The sequence below is a fragment of the Pseudomonas sp. C27(2019) genome (genome assembly GCF_008807395.1).
Lineage (GTDB): Bacteria > Pseudomonadota > Gammaproteobacteria > Pseudomonadales > Pseudomonadaceae > Denitrificimonas.
Window position 1 is genome coordinate 1,809,487 of sequence record NZ_CP043320.1, and the last position, 24,244, is coordinate 1,833,730.

Annotated in this window: 18 protein-coding genes; 11 read left to right on the forward strand and 7 right to left on the reverse strand. The window is 49.6% G+C overall.

Features of this window, described 5'->3' with window-relative positions:
* Positions 1-281 precede the first annotated feature (281 nt).
* From FXF61_RS08210 to FXF61_RS08225, 4 genes are all read left to right on the forward strand, one after another.
* Positions 282-1,394: an ABC transporter ATP-binding protein gene (locus tag FXF61_RS08210; protein WP_151184804.1), complete on the forward strand. Its 1,113-nt coding sequence runs from the start codon at positions 282-284 to the stop codon at positions 1,392-1,394.
* A gap of 383 nt (positions 1,395-1,777) precedes the next feature.
* The gene (locus tag FXF61_RS08215) at positions 1,778-3,802 is read left to right on the forward strand and encodes a ribonucleoside triphosphate reductase (protein ID WP_151184805.1); all 2,025 of its coding nucleotides are present in this window, start codon (positions 1,778-1,780) and stop codon (positions 3,800-3,802) included.
* A gap of 76 nt (positions 3,803-3,878) precedes the next feature.
* Positions 3,879-4,046, forward strand: a complete 168-nt coding sequence (gene nrdD / locus FXF61_RS08220; protein ID WP_151184806.1) for an anaerobic ribonucleoside-triphosphate reductase — start codon at positions 3,879-3,881, stop codon at positions 4,044-4,046.
* A gap of 2 nt (positions 4,047-4,048) precedes the next feature.
* Positions 4,049-4,747 (forward strand): anaerobic ribonucleoside-triphosphate reductase activating protein, encoded by a 699-nt coding sequence (locus FXF61_RS08225; protein ID WP_151184807.1) that lies wholly within the window; start codon positions 4,049-4,051, stop codon positions 4,745-4,747.
* 55 nt (positions 4,748-4,802) lie between these two features.
* Here FXF61_RS08225 and FXF61_RS08230 read toward each other — a convergent pair whose 3' ends face one another.
* On the reverse strand, positions 4,803-5,489 hold the full coding sequence (locus FXF61_RS08230) for a Crp/Fnr family transcriptional regulator (protein ID WP_151184808.1): 687 nt from the start codon (positions 5,487-5,489) through the stop codon (positions 4,803-4,805).
* A 180-nt stretch (positions 5,490-5,669) separates the two neighbouring features.
* On the reverse strand, positions 5,670-6,146 hold the full coding sequence (gene ybaK, locus FXF61_RS08235; RefSeq protein ID WP_151184809.1) for a Cys-tRNA(Pro) deacylase: 477 nt from the start codon (positions 6,144-6,146) through the stop codon (positions 5,670-5,672).
* A gap of 300 nt (positions 6,147-6,446) precedes the next feature.
* Here ybaK and FXF61_RS08240 point away from each other — a divergent pair, with 300 nt between their 5' ends.
* The 6 genes from FXF61_RS08240 to gloA all read left to right on the forward strand — a co-directional run bounded on the left by FXF61_RS08240 (position 6,447) and on the right by gloA (position 14,165).
* Positions 6,447-7,610: an efflux RND transporter periplasmic adaptor subunit gene (locus FXF61_RS08240; RefSeq protein WP_151184810.1), complete on the forward strand. Its 1,164-nt coding sequence runs from the start codon at positions 6,447-6,449 to the stop codon at positions 7,608-7,610.
* 12 nt (positions 7,611-7,622) lie between these two features.
* Positions 7,623-10,751: an efflux RND transporter permease subunit gene (locus FXF61_RS08245; protein WP_151184811.1), complete on the forward strand. Its 3,129-nt coding sequence runs from the start codon at positions 7,623-7,625 to the stop codon at positions 10,749-10,751.
* Complete coding sequence (locus FXF61_RS08250; protein ID WP_151184812.1) at positions 10,748-12,145, forward strand: efflux transporter outer membrane subunit; 1,398 nt, start codon at positions 10,748-10,750, stop codon at positions 12,143-12,145. Before FXF61_RS08245 ends, FXF61_RS08250 begins: the two co-directional genes overlap by 4 nt.
* Before the next feature lie 392 nt (positions 12,146-12,537).
* On the forward strand, positions 12,538-12,786 hold the full coding sequence (locus FXF61_RS08255; protein WP_151184813.1) for a DUF3297 family protein: 249 nt from the start codon (positions 12,538-12,540) through the stop codon (positions 12,784-12,786).
* 638 nt (positions 12,787-13,424) lie between these two features.
* Positions 13,425-13,649: a hypothetical protein gene (locus tag FXF61_RS08260; protein WP_151184814.1), complete on the forward strand. Its 225-nt coding sequence runs from the start codon at positions 13,425-13,427 to the stop codon at positions 13,647-13,649.
* 123 nt (positions 13,650-13,772) lie between these two features.
* Complete coding sequence (gene gloA / locus FXF61_RS08265; RefSeq protein WP_151184815.1) at positions 13,773-14,165, forward strand: lactoylglutathione lyase; 393 nt, start codon at positions 13,773-13,775, stop codon at positions 14,163-14,165.
* 252 nt (positions 14,166-14,417) lie between these two features.
* Here gloA and FXF61_RS08270 read toward each other — a convergent pair whose 3' ends face one another.
* The 5 genes from FXF61_RS08270 to cysM all read right to left on the reverse strand — a co-directional run bounded on the left by FXF61_RS08270 (position 14,418) and on the right by cysM (position 21,130).
* Positions 14,418-15,635 carry an argininosuccinate synthase gene (locus tag FXF61_RS08270; protein WP_151184816.1) on the reverse strand — a complete coding sequence of 406 codons (1,218 nt, stop codon included), beginning with the start codon at positions 15,633-15,635 and terminating at the stop codon, positions 14,418-14,420.
* A gap of 198 nt (positions 15,636-15,833) precedes the next feature.
* A complete protein-coding gene (locus FXF61_RS08275) occupies positions 15,834-16,175 on the reverse strand; it encodes a zinc ribbon domain-containing protein YjdM (protein ID WP_151184817.1) in 342 nt (113 codons plus the stop codon).
* Positions 16,176-16,569: 394 nt separating this feature from the next.
* A complete protein-coding gene (gene relA / locus FXF61_RS08280) occupies positions 16,570-18,813 on the reverse strand; it encodes a GTP diphosphokinase (protein ID WP_151184818.1) in 2,244 nt (747 codons plus the stop codon).
* Positions 18,814-18,884: 71 nt separating this feature from the next.
* Positions 18,885-20,237, reverse strand: coding sequence for a 23S rRNA (uracil(1939)-C(5))-methyltransferase RlmD (gene rlmD / locus FXF61_RS08285; RefSeq protein WP_151184819.1), 1,353 nt, complete (start codon positions 20,235-20,237; stop codon positions 18,885-18,887).
* Positions 20,234-21,130, reverse strand: a complete 897-nt coding sequence (cysM, locus tag FXF61_RS08290) for a cysteine synthase CysM (protein WP_151186049.1) — start codon at positions 21,128-21,130, stop codon at positions 20,234-20,236. Before cysM ends, rlmD begins: the two co-directional genes overlap by 4 nt.
* A 151-nt stretch (positions 21,131-21,281) precedes the next feature.
* On the opposite strand from cysM, the gene FXF61_RS08295 reads away from it, so the two are divergent.
* Complete coding sequence (locus tag FXF61_RS08295) at positions 21,282-24,041, forward strand: response regulator (protein WP_151184820.1); 2,760 nt, start codon at positions 21,282-21,284, stop codon at positions 24,039-24,041.
* The last annotated feature ends 203 nt before the right edge of the window (positions 24,042-24,244 follow it).

Here is a 24,244-nt window from a genome sequence, read left to right on the forward strand (position 1 = left end):
GCTACAACGCTCTGGGTAAAATCTGCTAGGATTCAACCCTGATCGCATTGAGTTTCAGTCTGAGTAGTGTTTGCTTTTAGCTTTTTTGTGCTCTTCTCTCTACAATCATGCATGCCGTAAAATTGGCGTGTTGAGCATCTTCACGCATTGACGGGATCAGCTGGTAAATATATTTATGCGCGCTGTGGGCGCAACATAAAACAATAGCACATCAACCAGCTGCGTATGACAGGCATACAAGGCTTTCTTGGAATTTTTAATCTATCCGGTACCCTATCAGCATGGATAAACAAGGCCCTTTATTAAGCCTGACTGACCTAAGTTGTGGCTATCACAAACAACCCATCGTACAAGACCTCAACCTGCACCTTAATCGTGGCGACATTGGCTGCTTGCTTGGTCCCTCTGGTTGCGGCAAGACCACAACATTGCGTGCGATTGCTGGTTTTGAGCCCATTATCAAAGGCGCAATAAGACTGGCCGGCGAAGTTATTTCCCGACCTAACTTTACCTTGGCTCCAGAAAAACGTCGCATTGGTATGGTTTTCCAAGATTACGCGCTATTTCCACATCTTAACGTGGAGCAAAATGTCGCCTTTGGCATTCGCAAGCACCCTGAGGTTCAACGTATTACCCAAGAGCTACTCGAACTGGTTAAGCTCAACACCTTAGGTAAGCGCTATCCCCATGAACTATCCGGTGGACAGCAGCAGCGTGTGGCTTTAGCCCGCGCCTTAGCACCCGAACCCAATTTGCTCTTGCTCGATGAGCCTTTTTCTAACTTAGATGGCGAGTTACGTCGCAGTTTAAGCCAAGAAGTACGCGAGATCCTCAAGCAACGCGGCACCAGCGCAATTTTGGTGACCCACGACCAAGAAGAAGCCTTTGCTATGAGCGACAGCATTGGCGTTTTCAATAAAGGCCGCTTGGAGCAATGGGATTCACCCTTTAACTTGTATCACGAGCCACTAACCCCGTTTGTCGCCAGCTTTGTTGGTCAGGGTTATTTTATTCGCGGACAAATGCTAACCCATGACAGCGTGCAAACGGAATTGGGCGTGATTCGCGGCAATCGTGCTTACAATTGGCCAGCTGGCAGTGCTGTCGATGTTTTACTGCGTCCTGATGATATTATCGACTCACCCGAGAGCCCGCTCAGAGCCATCATTATTGGCAAAACCTTTTTAGGTGCTGCCACCTTATACCGGCTTGAACTGCCAACCGGCAATCAGTTAGAAGCGATCTTTACCAGCCATATTGACCACTTTCTCGGCGAAAATGTCGGTATTGCTGTGGCTGCTGACCACCTTGTGGCATTTGCCACACCTGGAACTGTCGCGGCGCACAGCAGCTTACCAATGAGCGGCGTGCGTCGTTATAGCGCAGCTGATTGAGCGAAAGCCTGCCTTAGTTTTGCGATGCTCTTGACCTGCAATAATCGTCATTACAGCGCACCTGAAAATCAGCTAAGGCAGGCCCAGCGCGCGTTATGCAGCGTAGCCAAAAAGGTTCGCTACAGCTCAATATCACAGCCTTAAGCAGCTCAAACAAAGGGCAAGTCAACTCGCAAATAAGTAAAAGTCACCTCTCCAGAAGTACCGATTTCACCTCCTCGCAAGCCTTGGCAAAAAACGTTGTTGGCTCGATTAAGAAAACCCCTCCACCCGCTCAGACTTGACCCCGGTCAATTTAAAAGCCGAGCGCTTCGCGTACCTTGCACTACATGTTGTGTCCTGATCGACACAAAAACACCATATAATGTATTCAGAGGTACACTATGCCAATGCTCGCTGCTGTAAAAAATCCACGTCAACTGCGTAAGCGCGACCAGAGTTATGCATCCTTTGATGCAAAAAAAATCCTCAACGCCATCACAGCAGCAGGCCGCGCGACTGGGGAATTTAATCCCGCAACTGCAGCACAGCTCTGCGAGCATGTATTAAAAAATCTGCCTGAGCATGACGCACTCAACGTTGAAGACATTCAAGACTGTGTAGAAACCTCCTTGATGGAAGCCGGACATTTTCGTACCGCGCGCGCTTATATTGTGTACCGCGAACAGCACTCGCGTTTACGCCGCGACAAAAAATCCTTAGTCGATGTTGCTTCGTCAATGAACGAATACTTATCTCGCGAGGATTGGCGCGTGCGTGCCAATGCTAACCAAGGCTATTCCTTGGGCGGTTTAATTCTCAACGTATCCGGCAAAGTCACCGCCAACTACTGGCTCAATGAAGTTTATAGTCCGGAAATTGGTGAAGCACACCGCGAAGGTGATTTGCATATTCATGATTTGGACATGCTCGCAGGCTATTGTGCAGGCTGGTCGTTGCGCACCCTACTCAATGAGGGCTTTAACGGTATTCCAGGCCGTGTTGAAGCCGGCCCACCTAAACATCTCTCCAGCGCTTTAGGGCAAATGGTTAACTTTCTTGGCACCTTGCAAAACGAATGGGCCGGCGCGCAGGCGTTTAGCTCCTTTGACACTTATCTCGCGCCTTTTGTGCGCAAAGACAACCTCAGTTATGAGCAGATTCGCCAAGATATCCAAGAATTTATTTACAACCTCAACGTCCCTTCACGCTGGGGCACGCAAACGCCATTTACCAACCTGACCTTTGACTGGGTTTGCCCTGAAGATTTGCGTGAACAAATTCCATATATCGGTGGCGAAGAAATGCCCTTTGCCTACGGTGATTTACAAGAAGAAATGGAGCTGATCAACCAAGCCTATATCGAAGTGATGCAGGCTGGTGATGGCTTGGGGCGCGTATTCACCTTCCCTATTCCCACCTACAACATCACCCATGATTTCCCTTGGGACAGTGAAAACGCCAACCGCTTATTTGAAATGACTGCGCGCTATGGCTTGCCATATTTCCAAAACTTCCTTAACTCAGAGCTGGAACCCAACCAAGTGCGTTCCATGTGCTGTCGCTTGCAACTGGATGTACGCGAACTGTTAAAACGTGGCGGCGGCTTATTTGGTTCAGCTGAGCAAACCGGCTCGCTAGGTGTGGTTACCATCAACTGCGCACGCTTAGGCTATTTATATAAAAACAACCCGATTGGTTTGTATCGCCGCTTAGATGAATTGCTGGAGATGGCCAAACAAAGCTTAGAGGTCAAACGCAAAGTCATTCAACATCACATGGATGCAGGTTTATACCCGTACAGCAAGCGCTATTTAGGCACCTTGCGCAACCATTTCTCCACTATTGGCGTGAACGGTTTGCATGAAATGCTGCGTAATTACACTAACGATGAAGACGGTATGCACACGGCCAATGGCCGCAACATGGCGATTGAGATGCTCGATCATGTGCGTGAGCGTTTAGTGGCCTTCCAAGAAGAAACTGGCAATCTCTACAATCTGGAAGCCACGCCAGCCGAGGGCACCACCTATCGCTTTGCTAAAGAAGACCAAAAACGCTATGCCGATATTCTCCAAGCCGGCAGCATCGATGCGCCCTACTACACCAATTCTTCGCAACTGCCGGTTGGCTTTACCGATGATGCGTTTGAAGCACTGGAACTGCAGGACGAACTGCAATGCAAATACACCGGCGGCACTGTGCTGCACTTGTATATGTCCGAGCAAATTTCCTCCACGCAAGCCTGTAAAAATCTGGTACGCAATGCTTTGGGCCGTTTCCACCTGCCCTATTTGACCATTACCCCAACGTTCTCGATTTGTCCGGTGCACGGCTATTTATCCGGCGAGCATGAATTTTGCCCCAAGTGCGATGACGCACTGCTGCAAGAGCAGCAACGGGCTCAACACCTCAAGGCAGTCAATTAAGACAGCTTGAGAAAACCAACGCGCCCTTCGTGGCGTATTGATCCGATGCTAAGCATCAACCAATAAGGAAATAACTATGCAAACAAGCAATCAGCTTCCACAAGAACAACGCCAACGCTGTGAAGTCTGGACCCGCGTAATGGGCTACCACCGTCCGGTCAGTGCCTTTAACCCAGGCAAACAGTCCGAGCACCGTGAGCGCTTGCATTACAACGAGCAGCCTACTCAGCGTCAGTCTGCGTAAGCATGGCTGAACAACTCAGAGTCGGGGGCTTCGTGCCCCTGACTACTTTAGACTATCCGGACCATCTGTCTTGCGTGGTGTTTTGCCAAGGCTGTGCCTGGCGTTGCCGTTATTGCCATAACCCTGATTTAATTCCACCCCGTGCACAGCAGTCGCAGAGCTGGGACAGCGTTTTAGAGTTCTTACAGCGCCGTCAAGGTTTGCTTGAAGCCGTGGTATTTAGTGGCGGAGAAGCGACTTTACAGCAGGCACTGAAGCCCGCCATGCAAGATGTGAAAAACCTTGGTTTTAAAGTCGGCTTACATACTGCAGGAATTAACGCCAAAGCACTCGAACGCGTTCTGCCCTATTGCGACTGGGTGGGGTTTGATGTGAAAGCGCTGGTGGAGGAGACCGAACTGATTACCGGTGTATCCGGTAGCGGCCAAGCCAACTGGCAGTGCTTAGAATTACTGCTAGCCAGTGGCATCGACTATGAATGCCGCACTACTGTGCATTGGGATCTGATTGATCCGCAGCGTTTATTACAACTGGCTCAGCGTTTAAGCGCCGCTGGTGTGGCACATTTTGTCGTGCAGCATGTACGCACGCAAAGCATGCTCGATGACCAACTGGCTCACCGCAGTGCAAATCTAGGCACACCTGCGTTGTGGCAAGAAATCAGTACATTATTTAGCAGCTTTGTGCGTCGTAACGACTGACTTCAGGCACAACAATCGTTTTCAAGGCAATAATCTTGCGACAGCCCTAGAGCCGTTAAGCAAACGGCTCTAGCAAGCCGGTAATGCTAGGAATATGAATATTGCGGCCGCGCATTTCTATCAAACCTTCTTGATTTAAGCGCGCCATAATCCGTGACAAGGTTTCCGGCTGCATTGACAAACGTGCAGCAATTAAGCGCTTGGGCAGCGGCAGTTCAATATCGACTGTTTCTAGTGAACGGTCTTCCAACTGCTGAATCAAGTACAGAGCAAAGCGCTGCGTGGCATTTTGTAAAGTGAGTGTTTCTAACTCACCTAAGCGCTGATGCAAGCGTATGCTCATGTGACCTAACAAGTGTAAACAGCACTGTGGATTTTCTTCTAACAACGTCAACATTAAACGATTTGGGAAGCTAATCAGCTGTACAGCTTCTAAGGTTTCTGCGCATACTGGGTACTCAGAACGCTGCATAAACATCACAGCTTCGGCAAAGGTTTGTCCAGCCTGAATAATTTCAACAACCTTTTCTTGGCCGTCGGCAGATATGCGATAGAGCTTAACGCGCCCTTTCAGAACTAAAAAAAACCGCTCCGCTGGTTGACCTTGGCGAATTAATAATTCACCTGCACCGAATTGTTGTTCATTGCTTTGCGCAATCAGGCGCTCCTGATCAGGCAGCTCAAGATTCTTAAAAAAAGGATGCTGCAATATAGTACTCACAATTGGGTGCGTGAATAACATAAGCCACTCCTCAATAAATCAGCATACATAGAGCACCACTCACAAAGTCGGTATATATCTGGATTGATGCCAGTCAAATTATGCTTACCTTAATACCTTACGCACAATGCTTCACTGCTCTTGATCAGACTCAAGGGCTTTTCTTGATTTACAACAAGAAGCAGGGTGCTTGTGAGCAATTTATTCGCTAAAACTGGCAATATCTGCATACTGCCCTCGCGTTAACAGCAACAAATCTTCAGCCGCCAACTCAACCTCTAAGCCACGACGCCCTGCGCTGATATATACAGAGTCAAGCTCTTGTGCGCTGCTGTGTAAAAAAGTACGCAACGCTTTTTTTTGCGCCAAGGCACTGATACCGCCTAAAAGATAACCGGTACTGCGCTGGGCGCGTTGCGGATCAGCCATTTCTATTTTTTTTGCACCTGCACAGGCCGCTAAAGCTTTTAAATTAAGTTGTGCATGAACCGGCAGTACAGCCACCAATAATTCAGTTGTTTCAGTGCTCACCAATAGGGTTTTAAAAACACGTTGCGGCGCGAGTCCTAACTTCTCTGCTGCCTCTAGACCGTAGGATGCAGCGCGAGGATCATGCGTGTAACTGTGCACCCTGTGCACAATATGTTTCTTTTTTAATAAATTAATTGCTGGCGTCATTTTCAGCCTTTGCTGGAAAAATCGGAAAGAATAAACACACTGCACTCTTATGCGTTAAGCCCTGACAACACTGGATAAAATACCCAGGCAATTGCAAGCTAACACGGGCGCGCAGCCAATAACCCCTTACCTACATACACTAATGTATGTATATTACTGCATATATCAGAAACCACTGTAAATACACTGTAAAGCCTCTGTATTAAGCTTTAAAGCAGTGCATAATTATTCACCGCTGTATACGCATATTTGTGCGATTTTTTATACAGCGCTAAAAAGATACACATTAGGAATGATCTTATGACCCGCCTTTCGTCACGCACTACCGCTGCAGCTCTGACGCTCGCCTGTACATTACTGATCAGTGCCTGTGATCAGCCTACTGATGAACCGGTGCAACAACAACGCCCTGCTGCAAAAGTTGGCATCGTCACCTTAGCATCCGAAGCCTATACCTTAACCACTGAGTTACCGGGCCGAACCGCAGCGTACCGTATTGCTGAAGTGCGTCCACAGGTCAATGGCATCATTCAAAAGCGCCTATTTAAAGAAGGCAGTGATGTTAAAGCCAATCAACAGCTGTATCAGATTGATCCTGCTCTTTATGCCGCCAACCTAAAAAGCGCTGAAGCCAGTTTATTGGCGGCACGCTCACTGGCCGAACGCTATAAGGTGCTGGTTGAAGAGCGTGCTGTCAGCCGTCAACAATATGATGATGCGCAAGCCAACCGCTTGCAAGCAGAGGCCGCACTTGAGCGCGCTAAAATCGAGCAACGCTATACTCGCGTCCTAGCCCCTATTTCCGGTCGTATTGGCCGCTCCAGCGCCAGCGAAGGTGCACTGGTAAGTAACGGTCAAGCGCAAGAGCTGGCTGTCATTCAGCAACTTGACCCTATTTACGTTGATGTCACCCAGTCCGCCACTGATTTATTACGTTTACGTCGTGAGCTGGCCAGCGGTCAACTTGAAAAAGCGGGCGATAATGCTGCGCAAGTCACACTCAAGCTGCAAGACGGTAGCGATTACACACACACCGGTACCCTAGAGTTTTCAGAAGTATCGGTCGATGCTGGCACCGGTTCAGTTACCCTGCGTGCCGTATTCCCAAACCCCGATGCGTTGTTATTGCCGGGCATGTTTGTGCATGCCAGCTTAGTCAGCGGCGTACAGAGGCAAGCAATTCTGGCGCCACAGCAAGGGATTACGCGCAATCCTAAAGGTGAGCCAACAGCTATGCTGGTAAATGCCGAAAACATCGTAGAAGCACGTACTATAAAAGCTGAGCGCACTGTCGGTGATCGCTGGTTAGTCACTGAAGGGTTGCAGGCAGGTGAGCGTATTATCACTGAAGGCTTACAATTTGTGCAGCCCGGCGCCAGCGTTGACCCTTACCCGGCCGGTAATGTTAAAGCAACACCAGAGAGCACGGGTTCTTCTGCAAACGCTGCCAGCCAAGCTCAATAAGGGACTATTTAAATGTCGAATTTCTTTATCGACCGCCCCATTTTTGCTTGGGTTCTCGCCCTAGTAATCATGCTGATTGGTGGTCTTGCCATTCTTAAATTGCCAGTCAACCAATACCCCAGCATTGCCCCACCTGCTGTCGGTATTTCGGTGAGATACCCAGGCGCTTCTGCACAAACGGTGCAGGATACTGTGGTGCAAGTGATTGAGCAGCAAATGAACGGTATTGATGGTCTGCGCTATATTTCCTCGGACAGTAACTCCGATGGCAGCATGAGCATTACCATCACCTTTGAGCAAGATGTTGACCCCGATATTGCTCAGGTACAGGTACAAAACAAACTGCAACTGGCCACCCCGTTGTTACCACAAGAGGTGCAACAGCAAGGGATTCGCGTCACCAAATCAGCACGTAACTTTTTAATGATTGTCGCTCTTATTTCTGAAGACGGCAGCATGAACCGTTATGACATAGCCGACTACACCGTCTCTAATATTCAAGACCCAATTTCACGGACCTCAGGTGTCGGTGACTTCCAGATCTTTGGTGCGCAATATGCGATGCGCATTTGGCTTGATCCAGGCAAGCTGACCAACTTTGCCATGACACCACTCGACGTTTCTAACGCGATTCGTGCACAAAACGTACAAGTATCAGCTGGTCAACTGGGTGGCTTACCAGCGCTAGACAATCAACAGCTGACCGCAACCATTATTGGTAAAACTCGCTTTGAAACACCTGAGCAATTTGAAAATATTTTACTCAGGGTCAACCAAGACGGCTCACAAGTGCGGCTCAAAGATGTTGCCCGCGTTGAGTTAGGTGGTGAGAACTACAGTATTAACGCCGAATACAATGGCCGCCCAGCGACCGGAATGGGGATCAAGCTGGCCACCGGTGCCAACGCCCTAGATACCGCTCGTGCAGTGCGCGCAACCTTGGCTGAACTGGAGCCTTTCTTCCCGCCGGGAATGAAAGTTGTTTACCCCTACGACACGACACCGGTCATTTCCGCCTCGATTAAAGGGGTGGTTATAACCTTAGCCGAAGCCATGGTGCTGGTATTCTTGGTGATGTATCTGTTTATGCAGAACTTACGTGCCACGCTTATTCCTGCCTTAGCAGTGCCTGTGGTGATTCTTGGCACCTTTGGCGTATTGGCTGTGTTTGGCTACAGCATCAACACCTTGACGATGTTCGCTATGGTGCTGTCCATCGGACTGCTGGTGGATGATGCCATTGTTGTGGTGGAAAACGTTGAACGGGTAATGGCAGAAGAAGGCTTATCGCCGATTGAAGCAACACGTAAATCTATGGGGCAAATTACCGGTGCATTGGTCGGTATTGGTCTAGTTTTAACTGCAGTATTTATCCCCATGGCTTTCTTTGAAGGGTCCACCGGCGCTATTTACCAACAGTTCTCGGTGACTATTATCTCAGCAATGGTGTTCTCGGTGCTGGTCGCCTTAATTTTCACTCCGGCACTCTGCGCCACCATGCTTAAACCCATTAAAAAGGGTGAAAACCTTGAGAAAAAAGGTTTCTTTGGCTGGTTTAACCGCAGCTTCCAGCGTGGCGTACAGCGCTATGAGAAAGGCGTTACAGCCATGATTCGCCGCAAGGCCCCCTACTTACTCATGTACTTGGTTATTGTGGCAATTATGGGCTGGATGTTTACTCAAATTCCTACCTCATTCTTGCCCGACGAAGACCAAGGTGTGCTCTATGCCCAGGTGCAAACACCAGCGGGTTCAACCGCAGAGCGTACTTATAATGTGGTCAGTCAGATGCGCGATTACTTACTCGAAGAAGAAAGCGACACTGTGCGTTCTGTATTTGCCATCACCGGCTTTAACTTTGCCGGTCGCGGACAGAACTCAGGCATGGCCTTTATTGGCCTTAAACCTTGGGAAGAGCGCACCCTTGAACATCAAAGCGTGTTTTCCTTAGCGCAACGCGCACAAATGCGCTTCTTCTCGCTCCGCGATGCCATGGTGTTTGCCTTTGCACTACCTGCAGTGATGGAGTTGGGTAACGCCACCGGCTTTAATATGTTCTTACAAGACCGCGCAGGCGTGGGCCACGAAGTTTTAAGCAACGCGCGTGATCAGTTTGTACAGATGGCTAACCAAGACCCGCGCTTAATGCAAGTACGGGCTAACGGTTTACGCGATGAGCCACAGTACAAGCTGATTATTGACGACGAAAAAGCCAGCTCTATGGGCTTATCGCTCGCTGATATCAACCAGACTTTGTCAGCCGCTTGGGGCAGTAGCTACGTCAATGATTTTATTGACCGCGGCCGGGTTAAAAAAGTATTTATGCAAGCTGAAGCACAAGCCCGCATGAACCCAGAAGATTTGGAAAAATGGTATGTGCGCAATAATAAGGGCGAAATGATCCCATTTAGCAGTTTTGCCAGCGGCGAATGGACCTATGGTTCGCCCAAACTGTCTCGCTATAACGGTGTGCCAGCCATGGAAATTCTCGGCAGCCCCACCCCCGGCTATAGCTCGGGTGACGCCATGCGAGCAGTCGAAGAGATCGCCAAGCAACTGCCTTCGGGTATTGGTCTGTCATGGACAGGTTTGTCCTACGAGGAGCGTCTCTCAGGCGACCAAGCGCCCGCTTTGTATGCCCTGTCGTTACTGGTGGTGTTCCTATGCTTGGCCGCTATGTATGAGAGCTGGTCAATTCCCTTCTCGGTGATGCTGGTGGTGCCGCTGGGTGTTCTCGGTGCTTTGCTGGCCACCTATGGCCGCGGCTTATCCAATGACGTGTACTTTCAAATTGGCTTGCTAACCACTATTGGCTTGTCTGCGCGTAACGCCATCTTGATTGTTGAATTTGCCAAATCGCTGCACTCACAAGGCATGAGCTTGGCTGAAGCTGCTATTGAAGCCAGTCGTATTCGTTTGCGTCCAATCATTATGACCTCACTGGCATTTGTCCTTGGGGTGACGCCACTAGCAATCGCCACAGGTGCGGGTGCAGGCAGTAAGCATGCGATTGGTACCGGTGTGATTGGTGGGATGCTCACCGCGATGATCTTGGCTATTTTCTTTGTGCCGCTATTTTATGTTCTAGTCAGCGGTTTATTTAAAACAGCCAACGCTAAAAAACAGGAGGACGCACAATGAAGCGCACCGCCTTAGCCGCCGCTCTATTAACAGTATTGAGCGGTTGCTCATTAATTCCAAACTACCAGCAACCCACCGCACCCGTTGCTGGGCAGTGGGATACTGATGCGGCACAACAAAGTGCAGCAACCCTGCCAAACTGGCGCGAGTTTTTCCAAGATCCAGCACTGCAGGAGCTGATTGCTACTGCGTTAGAAAATAACCGTGACATGCGCATTGCAGCGCTTAACGTCGATGCCTTTCGCGCACAGTATCGCATTCAGCGCAGTGCACGCTTCCCGTCGCTTGATGCCAGCGCTGGTGCTAATCGCCAACGTCTACCGGGCAATATGAGCCCTACCGGCAACTCAACCATTAGCAGCCAGTACTCAGCAAACTTGGGGACAACTGCATGGGAAATTGATTTGTTCGGTCGCTTAAGCAGCTTGCGTGATCAAGCCTTGGCCAGCTATTTTGCCAGCGAACAAGCGCAGCGCAGCACCCAGCTCAGTCTGATTGCCAGCGTGGCAACCGCTTGGCTAGCGCTGCAAGCAGACCAAGAAGCTCTACAGTTAGTGCGTGAAACCTTAATCACCTACGAAGACAGCTTACGTCTTGTTGAAAGCAGCTTCGATGCAGGAGTTGCCTCTTCTTTAGAGCTACAACAAGCGCGTACTGCCGCTAACAGTGCACGGATCAGCCTTGCTCAGTTTGAACGACAAAGTGTGCAAAGTCGCAACGCTCTCAACCTGCTTTTGGGTGGTGACACCGCCACTGATCTGACACAACCTGTCGCCTTAGGTCACTTTAAATTTGCAGAGCTACCGGTTGGTCTGCCAGCTGACTTGCTGCAGCGTCGTCCGGATATTTTGCAAGCAGAGTTCGAGCTGAAAGCGGCCAATGCCAATATTGGTGCTGCGCGAGCCGCATTTTTCCCAAGCGTCAGCTTAACCGCTACAGCAGGCAGTTTAAGCCCTGATCTATCAGGTTTATTCGACAGTGGCAGTGGCTCATGGCTATTTAAACCCAGCATCAACATACCAATTTTTAATGCTGGACGCTTACGCGCCAACTTGGATTACAGCGAGATTCAAAAAGACATCAATATCGCTCGCTATGAAAAAACCATTCAAACAGCGTTCCAAGAAGTGGCAGATGGTCTGATTGAACGCATCACCTATAAACAACAGCTGGCAGCACATGATGAACTGGTAAAATCCAGTGCTGAATATTTAAATCTCGCCGACCGCCGTTACCGTGAAGGCATTGATAATCAGCTGACATTATTAGATGCCCAGCGCTTATTATTTAATGCCCAGCAACAGCGCATCAGCACGCAATTTGCGCAATTAGCCAGCGAGATCAATCTGTATAAAGCCTTAGGCGGCGGTTATACAGAGAAAAACCCACAATAACCGTAGCGCGGGCAACGCGTGCCCGCCCGATTTTGCGTGCGCAGTGGTTGCTGCTATGCATAAATGCTGCAATATATCGCGCCCTGGTAGGGCGGGCACTTGTGCCCGCGCATCACAATCCACAAGGCAACAACTACGCACATCACACACCACACACCACGCACCACGCATTTTAAACGCTGAGCTTCATGCATTCGCAACATCGCGGGCAACGCGTGCTCGCCCGACGATTTTGCGTTCGCAGAACATCGCGTAGTTGATACATCTCGGGTATCACGTATTGGTAACAGTGCAGCGATTCTGCTTTCAGAGAGTCTTGTCCGATGCTATTTCTTGAGCGTTGGATCTAGGTTGACTACAATGGCGCACTTTTTATCGAGCTTAGGTTAAACATGAACGACACAACAACACTGCCCACTTTGCCCGACCGCCTCTCAGGTAATCCACGCAGTCCTCATCACGTGGCAGAAATTTTCGAACATAATATTGGCATTCGAATCAACGGCAAAGAGCGAACTGATGTCGAGGAATATTGCATCAGTGAAGGCTGGATTAAAATTGCTTCACCTAAAGCAAAAGACCGCCGCGGCCAGCCCTTAATGGTCACTTTAAAAGGTACTGTTGAAGCTTTTTATAAATAGCTTTAGAACCGTTGATCGTCATTGTGCTAAAAGGGCCGCATATTTTGCGGCCCTTTTTTGACTGCGCCGGTAATCTGTCGTACTTTGTAAGCACCGTAGAGCTGATCATTATTTGCACACCTTTTACTCACCATGTGAAAAAACTAATTTAAGGAAGCACTCAATAATGTTGGCGAGGCAGTCAGGGCTAGGCGCAACGACCAACCTGAGTAACAGCCAAAGGCTGGCCCGAAGGGCGAGCGCCAGCCAGTCAAATCGGTGAAAAAGCGCAGTTTACATGTAGTAAATGAGCATTTTATTCGCTCCGCTCACCCCTTCGGGGCCGTGCTAATGCACGTTCAATCTAAACAGTGTGAGCCTTTTTTTAACACCGTCCTGACAACGCAGGTAATTATTCAGCACGTCCTTAAGTCGAGCCTCATTGCATAAAAAATTCGAATGGGCACGCTTTGGTCTTAAGCTCGATTAGCTGCTAGGTGCATGCCTTAACAGAGTTGTCTCATAACGGCGCAGCGCTGGCCTGAAAAGGCCAAACCTTGCAAAGGGTATACAGCTTAGCCCGTATGGTTGATGATGACTCAAATTAACGAGAGAAATACTAGATGAAACACTAGCTCGAATGCATGAGGGTATCCAATATGACTGATCAAAATAAGCACCGCATGGCCAACTATATGGCCTTGAAAACTGCTGTCATCAATGGTGAAGAAGCACTGGTAAAAAAGTTATTGGCTGATCGACCGATGCTCGATATTGAAAAAAGCTATCTACTGGAATTGGCTCAACTGGGCAATAATCAGACAATTATTACGCTGCTTGAAGATCTTCCAGTAAAAGAAATAGATAAAGATTTTAGAGCTTAGCGTAGTGTCTTGTTTACAGTGGTTATTTTTGGCTGTTAAGCAAAGGGAGCCATGCATAACATAACGCCCACATGGCTGGGCTTTTATTAATGTCGCTGTAATGGCGCTGAGGAGAGTAATCTGATGAGACTTTTACATACCATGCTACGGGTCGGAGACCTTGAGGCTTCGATTGCTTTTTATACTGAAGTGCTGGGCATGCAATTGTTACGCCGCCGCGATTATCCGGATGGCAAATTTACTTTAGCCTTTGTTGGTTATGGCGATGAAGCCAGTAACAGTGTGATTGAACTGACCCATAACTGGGGTGTGGATAAATACGATCTAGGAGACGGTTACGGCCATATCGCTTTAGAAGTCGAAGACGTGTATAAAGCCTGCGAAGATATTCGTGCGCGCGGCGGTAAGATCACGCGCGAGCCGGGCCCAATGATGCATGGTTCAAGTATTTTAGCTTTTGTTGAAGACCCAGACGGCTACAAGATCGAATTGTTATCACCGAGTCGTGCGGATTAACTGCCGCTGTTAGTTGGTGACCTGCGGACGGCATTCATACCCGCGATTGTCGTCTAGCAAACCGCACGATAATGGCGCGCGGGCACAAGTGCCCGCCCTTGGGTGCGATATATTGCAGCGCTTTTGCACAGCATCAACCGCTGCGCACGCAAAAATCGTAGGGCGGGCACTTGTTGCCCGCGATGTTGCTAAAAAACCACCGCGAGGGGTGGTTTTTTAGTGAATGAAAAGGTAGAAACCCACCTCTTACTTTTACAGCAGCTTGCGGCCTTTAGTGGCAGCAATGCGCAAACGTAGCGCATTGAGCTTAATAAAGCCTGCCGCATCCGCCTGATCGTAGGCGCCAGCATCATCTTCAAAGGTAGCAATTGCTGCATCAAACAGAGAATCATCAGATTTGCGGCCGATAACAATCACGTTGCCTTTGTACAGTTTCAAACGCACCACACCGTTTACATTGGCCTGTGACGCATCAATCATCTGCTGCAACATGGCGCGCTCAGGGCTCCACCAGTAACCGTTATAAATCAACGATGCATAGCGAGGCATTAATTCATCTTTTAAATGTGCCACTTCGCGGTCTAGCGTGATTGACTCCATCGCGCGATGGCCTTTAAGCATGATGGTGCCGCCTGGGGTTTCGTAGCAACCACGGGCTTTCATGCCCACATAGCGATTTTCAACGATATCAACACGGCCAATACCATGCTCACCACCAATGCGATTCAGCTCAGCCAGTACTGTAGCTGGCGACATTTCAACACCATCAATGGCGGTGATGTCACCTTTACGATAGGTCAGCTCGATGTACTGTGGAGTAGCACAAGCGTCTTCAAGCGACTTAGTCCAGCGCCACATCTCTTCTTCGTGCTCGGTCCAGGTGTCTTCCAACACGCCGCCTTCATACGAGATGTGCAGTAAGTTGGCATCCATCGAATAGGGTGACTTTTTGTTACCGTGGCGCTCAATTTCAATACCGTGCTTAGCGGCATAGTCCATCAGCTTTTCACGTGACAACAAATCCCACTCACGCCAAGGGGCAATCACCTGTACGCCCGGCTTCAGCGCATAGGCACCCAACTCAAAACGCACTTGGTCATTACCTTTACCGGTGGCGCCGTGCGAAATTGCATCAGCACCGGTTTCATTGGCAATTTCAATTAAGCGCTTGGCAATCAAAGGGCGCGCAATTGAGGTGCCGAGCAAGTACTCACCTTCATAGATGGTATTGGCACGGAACATCGGGAAGACAAAGTCACGAACAAACTCTTCGCGTAGATCGTCAATGTAGATTTCTTTAACACCGAGGGCTTGTGCTTTAGCACGTGCAGGCTCTACTTCTTCACCTTGACCAAGGTCTGCGGTAAAAGTAACAACTTCACAGTTGTACGTATCTTGCAGCCACTTAAGAATGACCGAAGTGTCCAAGCCACCGGAATAGGCGAGAACCACCTTCTTGACGTCTGACATGCCTTCAACTCCATGAGAATTATGCGATAAAGGCGTTATTCTACTGCTGGCAGCCAATAATTTATAGTACCAACAGCGGCTGCAATAGAATATTCACCATGAAAAGAACGCAGATACACAAAAACTGAAAAACAGGCTAGGTGTTAGATCTGCGTTAGCTGCTCAAGTCAGCGCAATAGCGACTTGATGCGGGTAATTTTAAGCTTTTTTCATAAACTCAGACTTGAGCATGATTTTCTGACCATCGACACGGCAGTCAAGGTCATGATCGCCATCAACGATACGAATATTGGTCACCCGGGTACCCATCTTAATCACCGTTGAGCTGCCTTTGACTTTCAGATCTTTGATTAAGACAACGGTATCACCATCAGCTAAGGGCGTGCCGTGCGCATCACGCACCACTTTTACATCGCTTTCTTCAACCTCTGAAGACCCATCCATAGCCCATTCATGGCCACAGGTTGCACAGACATAATTTTCACGGTCTGGGTAGGTGATTTCTTCTTTACACGCCGGGCAAGGTGGGAACTCTGACATGCAATACTATCCTTCTAAATAATTATAGGTGGGCTAAGAATAGCGAACCCAGTCAATTAAGGCCAATCAGTCAGCCTAGCGCTCGCATAAAGCAGCCAATAGCCTGCTTAAGCGAGCGCAACCCAGTCGAAGCGCCGATTTAATCGTCATCCATTTATGGGTGACATTGGTATTCCAATACTTTGACCTGTGAGTGAATTAGACAGAAACCCAGAGTTGTCGCCCTAAAGTATTGATCTACACCACCCTTGTAGGTCGCTCATTTATGAGCGACAAAGCCAAGCTTACAAGACGCCAAGGTCGGCCCTAAAGTGCTGACCTACAAGGCAGCGTGTCGACCTGCAGGGCATTAGAGATTGCTCCTTCCGGTCGACAGCTCACAGCAGCACCCCCTTTAATGGCGCTGTCGGCGCACTTCAATGATATTTGGCAGCTGCGAGATTCGCCCGAGTAAGCGCCCAAGCTCATCCAAGCCTGGAACCTCTGCGGTCAAATTTATAATAGCGATATTGTCTTCTTTCACCACAGTGGTGTTTAGCGCAATAATATTCATTTTCTCATTGAGCAACACCTGAGAAATATCACTGAGCAGACCTGAGCGATCATAAGCACGCACCAAGACATCAACTGGATAGGTTTTCACCGGTTCAGTACCCCAGCCGACCTGAATCATCCGCTCCGGCTCTCGACCGCTAAGCTGCAGGGCCGTCGCACAATCTTGACGGTGAATCGTCACCCCGCGCCCCATGGTGATGTAGCCAACAATGGGTTCGCCCGGTACCGGCTGACAGCAACCGGCCATTTGCGTGAGTAAATTTCCAACACCATGAATGCGTATTTCATCACGTGCGGGCGTGCTGTAATGCGTCGGTTTACGCGGAATCAGATCCAACTGCTGGACACTACGCTCATGCGGCTCAAGCAGCTGTTGCGCCAGCCCTATGGCATGTGGCAAACGCACATCACCAGCACCTAGAGCAGCAAATAGATCTTCACTGCTTTTTAAATTACAGCGCTCAGCCAGACGCTCATAATTAACCGGGCCAATGGCCAAGCGCGCCATTTCACGCTCCAGCATCTGCTTGCCAGCCGCCACGTTCTGATCACGCGCTTGCAGCTTAAACCAGTGCACCACTTTGGCGCGTGCGCGCGTTGTGTTGATATAGCCTAAGTTGGTATTGAGCCAATCACGGCTTGGCGCACCATTTTTACCGGTAATCACCTCAACCTGCTCACCGGTTTTTAGATTGTAGTTGAGCGGCACAATACGGCCATTGACCTTAGCACCACGGCAATTATGGCCAATTTCGGTATGCACACGGTAAGCAAAATCTAGCGGCGTCGAGCCCTTGGGCAAATCAATAGCATGACCGTCAGGGGTAAACACATACACCCGATCTGGCTCAATATCCACGCGAATCTGATCGGCCAAACCACCAATATCACCCAGCTCCTCATGCCACTCGAGCACTTGTCTGAGCCAAGAAATTTTCTCTTCGTAGTGATCAGAGGGGCCGTCAGAGTCCGTACCTTTATAGCGCCAGTGTGCGCACACGCCTAACTCAGCTTCCTCATGCATAGCATGAGTGCGGATCTGCACTTCCAGCACTTTGCCTTCGGGACCGATCACCGCGGTATGCAGCGAGCGGTAACCATTTTCTTTAGGGTTGGCAATGTAATCATCAAATTCATGGGCGATATGGCGCCAGCGCGTGTGCACAATACCCAGCGCGGTATAACAGTCACGCACCTCGGGCACTAAAATGCGAACGGCACGCACATCGTAAATCTCGCTAAATTGCAGGCCTTTTTTCTGCATTTTGCGCCAGATAGAATAAATATGTTTCACTCGGCCGCTGACATCTGCATCAATGCGTGCTTCTTTGAGTTCATCACGCAATTGCTGAACCACATTGCGAATAAACTGCTCGCGGTCCATGCGCCGCTCATGCAGCAAGCCGGCAATATGCATGTACTGATCCGGCTCAAGGTAGCGGAAGGATAAATCTTCAAGCTCCCACTTAATATGACCAATACCTAAGCGGTGCGCCAGCGGCGCGTAGATATCAAACACCTCGCGGGCCACGCGATAACGCTTGTGCTCTGGCGCGTTTTTCACTGCACGAATAGCGCAGGTACGCTCAGCCAGTTTAATCAGCGCCACGCGTACATCATCAACCATCGCCACCAACATGCGGCGTAGGTTTTCAACTTGTGCTTGCGCGTTAAGCACAACACTTTTACGCGGATTGATGGTGGCACTGATCGCTGCCATGCGCAGCACACCATCAATCAATTTACTGACAACAGGGCCAAACTGGCTTTCTATTTCAGTTAGGGGCGCCTTACCTTCACGTACAGTGCGATACAGGATCGCCGCAACCAAGGTTTCTTGATCCAGCTGTAAATCAACTAGTATTTCGGCAATTTCTAAACCTGTTTGCAGACTAGAGGTGCCTTCAGCCCAGATATTATCTGCTGCCTTAGCTTTGCGCTCAGCCTCGCGGGCAAACATGCAGGCATCCAGCAAGCCCTGTGCTTCCAGCGTTGGTGCAACCTCGATAATTTGCGCAACCCAACGAGGCAAATCAATACTGCCGTCTTGGCTCACCGGCTGTTCTGTTCTGACTTGTACCATTACCAATCCTTCGAGTGTAAAACTCAACTGATGACATTAACGAGCAAAGCAAACTGCTTACTTTTTCACACTTATTTTTTTACAAACAATGCCATAGCTTCGGTGTGGCCCGTTTGTGCAAACATATCCAGTACTCCGGCTTTTTCGAGGCGATAGCCACGTGCAGTCAGCAACGCCGCATCACGCGCCAAGGTAGCAGGATTACAAGAGACATAGACTATACGCGGCACTTTCAGTTTCGCTAAATCTGCAACCACTGCCTGTGCACCCTCGCGCGGCGGGTCTAATAACGCAGCAGAAAAGCCTTGCCGTGCCCAATCATTATGACGCAGCGACTCAGACAAATCACAACGGATAAAATCCACATTATCAAGTTGATGTGCGCTGGCATTTTCTCCGGCACGCAGCAGCATCGCCTCCACACCTTCCACCGCAACCACCTGCTTAACCTGCTGCGCCAGCGGTAACGCAAAGTTGCCGAGCCCGCAAAACAGATCTAAAACACGATCATCTGCTTGCGGCGCCAACCAATCCAGCGCTTGCTTAATCATCGCCTCATTCATTTGCGCATTAACTTGCACAAAGTCACCGGGTTGGTAGGCAATATTTAAGTCATATGCTGGCAGTGGATAATTTAATGTCAGCCCCGCTTGATCCGGTTGCGGTGCGCCTGAGCCCTGCAGCCATAGCTGTGCCTGATGCGCAGCACAATAAGCACGTAGCTGTTGCAGATCAGTTGCATCTAAGCCCTGAGTGTGGCGCAGCAACAGCGCATTACTGCTGCCACTAAACAACTCGACATGGCCCAGCGCTTGCGGCTGCTTAAAGCCATTAAATAAAGCACTTAAACCGCTAAACAACGACTGCAGGCCATCAACCAAAACCACACAGGTCTGCACTTCAACAATGTCATTACTGGCCAAACCACGAAAGCCGACCTGCACGTGTTTTTGCTTGACGTCATAACGCACCGCTACACGGCTGCGACGGCGATAGGCAAATGCGGGACCCACTAGCGGCTCGACCCAGTTGCTCGGCGTCACCCCTTCGCGGCTTAATTGCTCAACAAGATTAGCGTGCTTGAGTTCAATTTGTTGCGCATGACTGAGATGTTGCAAGGTGCAGCCACCACACTGCCCTGCCCACTGGCATTGCGGCGTGATGCGCTCAGCACTGCTGGTTTGCACCGCCACCACCTGTGCTTCAACAACTTTACTGCGGGCGGCAAGCACCTGTGCTTGCACCTGCTCACCGGGCAAGGCGCCACTGACAAACCAAGTGCGCCCCTCAAGAAACGCAATGCCACGGCCATCGTGGGATAAACGCTCAATATTGAGCACTTGCTTTTTACCAACGGGCAGCCCTCTACGCTCACCACCTGCTGGCTGAAAACGTAACGACTTTGGCGCTTTGGGACGACTCATACGGACTCCGGCGCATACACACCACTGGATAGATAACGGTCGCCACGATCACAAACAATCGCGACTAACACAGAGTTTTCAACAGTTTTAGACACTTGCAGCATGGCTGCCACAGCACCACCCGAGGAGACACCACAGAATAGCCCCTCTTCACGGGCCAAGCGGCGCATGCAGTTTTCTGCTTCTTGCTGGCCCATATCAACAATCCGATCAACGCGCCTGCCATCAAAAATACTTGGCAAATACGCCTCGGGCCAGCGCCGGATACCTGGAATAGTCGCGCCCTCTATGGGCTGCAAACCTATAATTTGCACAGCAGGGTTCTGCTCTTTTAAATAGCGCGAGACCCCCATAATGGTGCCAGTGGTGCCCATCGAACTAATAAAGTGAGTCACCTGACCTTGGGTTTGCTGCCAAATCTCAGGGCCGGTGCTGCAATAATGCGCGGTCGGATTGTCTTGATTAGAAAACTGATCCAGCACAATGCCTTTGCCTTGTGCTTGCATCTCTAGGGCAAGGTCACGTGCAGCCTCCATGGATTCCACCAAAATTAACTCAGCACCATAGGCCGTCATCGCTGCTTTGCGCTCAGCGGTAGAGTTATCCGGCATAATCAGCAGCATGCGATAGCCTTTGATTGCAGCAACCATGGCTAAAGCAATTCCGGTATTGCCTGATGTTGCTTCAATTAACGCATCACCCGGTTGAATGCGGCCACTGCGCTCAGCACGCTCAATCATCGCCAGCGCTGGACGGTCTTTGACTGATCCGGCAGGATTGTTACCCTCAAGCTTTACCAGCAAGGTATTCGAAGTTTCACCAGCAAGGCGTTGTAAACGGATTAATGGGGTCTTGCCGATGCAGTCGGCCAAAGTTGGATAGTGAACGATCATAATAAGCAGCAGCATCAAAATTTAAAGAGGCCTATGATAGCGCCAAATGCAAAGAGTCCATAACCCACGAATGCATCAACTTATAACCTAAACGCATAAAACAGGGTAAAATTAAAATTTCTTTGTTTATATTCTGTTGGAGAATCACAGCGTGCTAACCCAGCTTGGAATTAAAGGCCGTGTTCTGCTACTCACCTTGTTGCCCTCAGGCATTTTCGCCTTCGTGCTGGGCAGCTGGTTTAGCTATTCGCAATTCACTGACTCACACCAGCAACTCTTACACCGCGGTGAGCTGATTCTCAATCAACTGGCAATGCTTAGCCACGCGCCAATGCACGCAGGCGATAAACAAGAGCTCTCACGCATAGCTCAGGACGCCATTAACCTCAATGATGTCCGCGCGGTTCGTTTTACCACTGCCAATGGCACTGTTTTGGTGCATACCGGCCCGTCGATGTCAGAACATATTTTAACGCAGCCACAGCAACTGAGTATTCATCACAACACCTCCAGCTCCGAGCTGAGTATCCCCATTTACAAAAGCCCGCACGCACCCGTTGAATCTGCATTGCTCAGTCAGCCTGAGCAGCAAGCCATGGGCTGGGTTAGCATTGAGATGTCACATCACGCTGCTTTACTGCAAGGTTATCGAAGCATTTTTTTTAGCTCTATATTTATCGCCTTAGGCTTACTGATCACTGCCGTATTGGCGCTGCGCCTCAGTCGCACCATCAGCATTCCGCTAGACAACATAAAAAAAGGCGTCGCCAGAATCCGTGAAGGCCATTTAGATACGCGCTTAGAGTCTCCGGGCAGCCAAGAACTGGATGAGTTGGTCAGCAGCATTAACCTGATGGCGCACACTTTGCAGCAGGCGCAAGAAGAAATGCAAAGCAGCATCGAACAAGCCCTTGCTGACGCCAGCCATAATTTAGAAACCATTGAAATTCAAAATATTGAGTTGGATTTGGCACGCAAAGAAGCTATTGAAGCCAGCCGTATCAAATCTGAATTTCTAGCCAATATGAGCCATGAAATCCGCACTCCTCTTAACGGTATTCTTGGCTTTACCCAACTCTTGAAAAAAAGCGATTTAACCATTCGCCAGCAGGACTATCTGAGCACCATCATCGGTTCCTCAGAGAGCTTGCTGAATATCATCAACGAAGTATTGGATTTTTCAAAAATCGAAGCCGGCAAACTTGTGCTTGATCATGCGCCTTTTTATTTACGCGATTTAATTCAAGACACCCTGACATTGCTGGCCCCAGCTGCGCATCAAAAACAGCTGGAACTGATCAGTTTGGTATACCGCGATACCCCACGCACGCTAATCGGTGACGCACAACGCCTCAAGCAAATCCTCACGAATCTGATTGGTAATGCGATTAAATTCACTCGCGAAGGCAGTATTGTGGTGCGCACCATGCTCGATGATGAGTATGAGGAGTTTGCGCAGTTACGTATCAGCGTACAAGATACGGGGATTGGCATGCATAACACTGAGCAAAGCGCTCTATTTAATGCCTTTAACCAAGCTGATCATTCGCTGACACGCCAGTCTGGCGGCACCGGTTTGGGTTTGACAATTTCCAAGCGTTTGGTCGAGCACATGGGCGGTGAGATTGGTGTCAATAGCGCGCCTGGGCAAGGCTCTGAGTTCTGGTTCAGCGTCCGTTTAGAAAAAACCTACAGCAGTGACTTTATGACAGTAGAGCCGAGTGCTTTACCCCATAGAGTCATTGTGCACGAACCTCACCCTCTAGCCCAGCAAGCGATTGCTCATCAACTAGAAGACTGCGGTTTACAGGTTGACGTGCCAAACAGCTTGGATGATTTAATTCAAGACGTGCGGGCAGCGGCAACAACAGCCTCACCCTATCAGCTGGCCGTGCTGGGGATAAACACACAGCAGCATCCTATTTATAGCTTACAGCTGCTCCTCAGCGAGTTGCAGCATTTGCAGTGCAAAGTCTTACTGTTATGCAATACCTGTGACTTTGCCATCTTCCAAAATAAACTAGAACGGCCCTTTTGCGAACAACTGCTCAGCAAGCCGGCCTGTCACCGTCGTTTACAGCACGCCATTAACGATTTACTGTCAATTAGCGACAGTCCTCAAGCGCAAGCGGCGCCTGCGCAGCATGCATTGCACGCATTATGCGTGGATGACAACCCCGCAAATTTATTACTGATCAAGACCTTACTCTGCGATATGAACGTACAGGTCAGCACAGCAGATAACGGGCATACAGCCTTAGCTCTGTTTCAACAAGAGCACTTTGATATTGTCTTTATGGACATTCAAATGCCCACCATGAGCGGTCAGCAATGCACTGAAGCCATTCGCACCTGGGAGCGAAATCAAAAACTAAAAGCCACACCTATCATCGCCGTGACAGCCCATGCACTGCCCTACGAAACACAGCAGTTTTTACAATCGGGAATTAACGACTGCTTGAGCAAACCCATTAGCGAACACTCGTTAGCACAGAGCATTGCAAAGTGGACAGGCATTTTTATCAGCAGTGAAAAACAACCTGAACTCGCGCCAATCAATACAACTGAGCATCTGCTGCTGCCGGTCATCGACCGACAAGAGGGCCGCGCGCTTTCCAATGATAAAGACTCACTTGCCAACGAATTACTCAAGCTGTTATTTGAGTCCTTACCGAGCGACCGTCAGTATCTGCAACAAGCCCGCGCGCGCAACGACCGTAATGCCCTGCTGGAACGCATCCACCGTATACATGGCGCAGCACAATACTGTGGTGTTCCGCAATTGCGCGCCATCTGCAAACACTGCGAAACGTTGCTTAAAAACAAGGTAGCGCTGATTGACCCAGCGCTAGACGAACTCGACGCCGCTATTGAACGCTTGCTCTTAGAGCTCACCAAGCAAATAGAGTGACTGTTGTTGCTTTACTAAGCACGCAAAAATCGTAGGGCGCGAGCGCTACACGCGGGCACAAGTGCCCGCGCTACCGTATGGGTGGTGTTTTCTCGTTAATGGTATCTGCTGCACGTGCGATTATCGTAGGGCGGGCACTCGTTGCCCGCGATGTTGCCAATACGCGATGGGCAATGTTGTTGACTTGCGGTTTTGCTGTTTGT

Bases quoted from the DNA above. Each gene is read 5' to 3' on its own strand.
- FXF61_RS08260 (WP_151184814.1), top strand. From the start codon at position 13,425: ATGACTGATCAAAATAAGCACCGCATGGCCAACTATATGGCCTTGAAA.
- FXF61_RS08240 (WP_151184810.1), top strand. From the start codon at position 6,447: ATGACCCGCCTTTCGTCACGCACTACCGCTGCAGCTCTGACGCTCGCC.
- nrdD (WP_151184806.1), top strand. From the start codon at position 3,879: ATGCAAACAAGCAATCAGCTTCCACAAGAACAACGCCAACGCTGTGAA.
- FXF61_RS08225 (WP_151184807.1), top strand. From the start codon at position 4,049: ATGGCTGAACAACTCAGAGTCGGGGGCTTCGTGCCCCTGACTACTTTA.
- FXF61_RS08255 (WP_151184813.1), top strand. From the start codon at position 12,538: ATGAACGACACAACAACACTGCCCACTTTGCCCGACCGCCTCTCAGGT.
- cysM (WP_151186049.1), bottom strand. From the start codon at position 21,130: ATGATCGTTCACTATCCAACTTTGGCCGACTGCATCGGCAAGACCCCA.
- FXF61_RS08210 (WP_151184804.1), top strand. From the start codon at position 282: ATGGATAAACAAGGCCCTTTATTAAGCCTGACTGACCTAAGTTGTGGC.
- ybaK (WP_151184809.1), bottom strand. From the start codon at position 6,146: ATGACGCCAGCAATTAATTTATTAAAAAAGAAACATATTGTGCACAGG.
- FXF61_RS08250 (WP_151184812.1), top strand. From the start codon at position 10,748: ATGAAGCGCACCGCCTTAGCCGCCGCTCTATTAACAGTATTGAGCGGT.
- gloA (WP_151184815.1), top strand. From the start codon at position 13,773: ATGAGACTTTTACATACCATGCTACGGGTCGGAGACCTTGAGGCTTCG.
- FXF61_RS08270 (WP_151184816.1), bottom strand. From the start codon at position 15,635: ATGTCAGACGTCAAGAAGGTGGTTCTCGCCTATTCCGGTGGCTTGGAC.
- FXF61_RS08275 (WP_151184817.1), bottom strand. From the start codon at position 16,175: ATGTCAGAGTTCCCACCTTGCCCGGCGTGTAAAGAAGAAATCACCTAC.
- relA (WP_151184818.1), bottom strand. From the start codon at position 18,813: ATGGTACAAGTCAGAACAGAACAGCCGGTGAGCCAAGACGGCAGTATT.
- FXF61_RS08230 (WP_151184808.1), bottom strand. From the start codon at position 5,489: ATGTTATTCACGCACCCAATTGTGAGTACTATATTGCAGCATCCTTTT.
- FXF61_RS08245 (WP_151184811.1), top strand. From the start codon at position 7,623: ATGTCGAATTTCTTTATCGACCGCCCCATTTTTGCTTGGGTTCTCGCC.
- FXF61_RS08215 (WP_151184805.1), top strand. From the start codon at position 1,778: ATGCCAATGCTCGCTGCTGTAAAAAATCCACGTCAACTGCGTAAGCGC.
- rlmD (WP_151184819.1), bottom strand. From the start codon at position 20,237: ATGAGTCGTCCCAAAGCGCCAAAGTCGTTACGTTTTCAGCCAGCAGGT.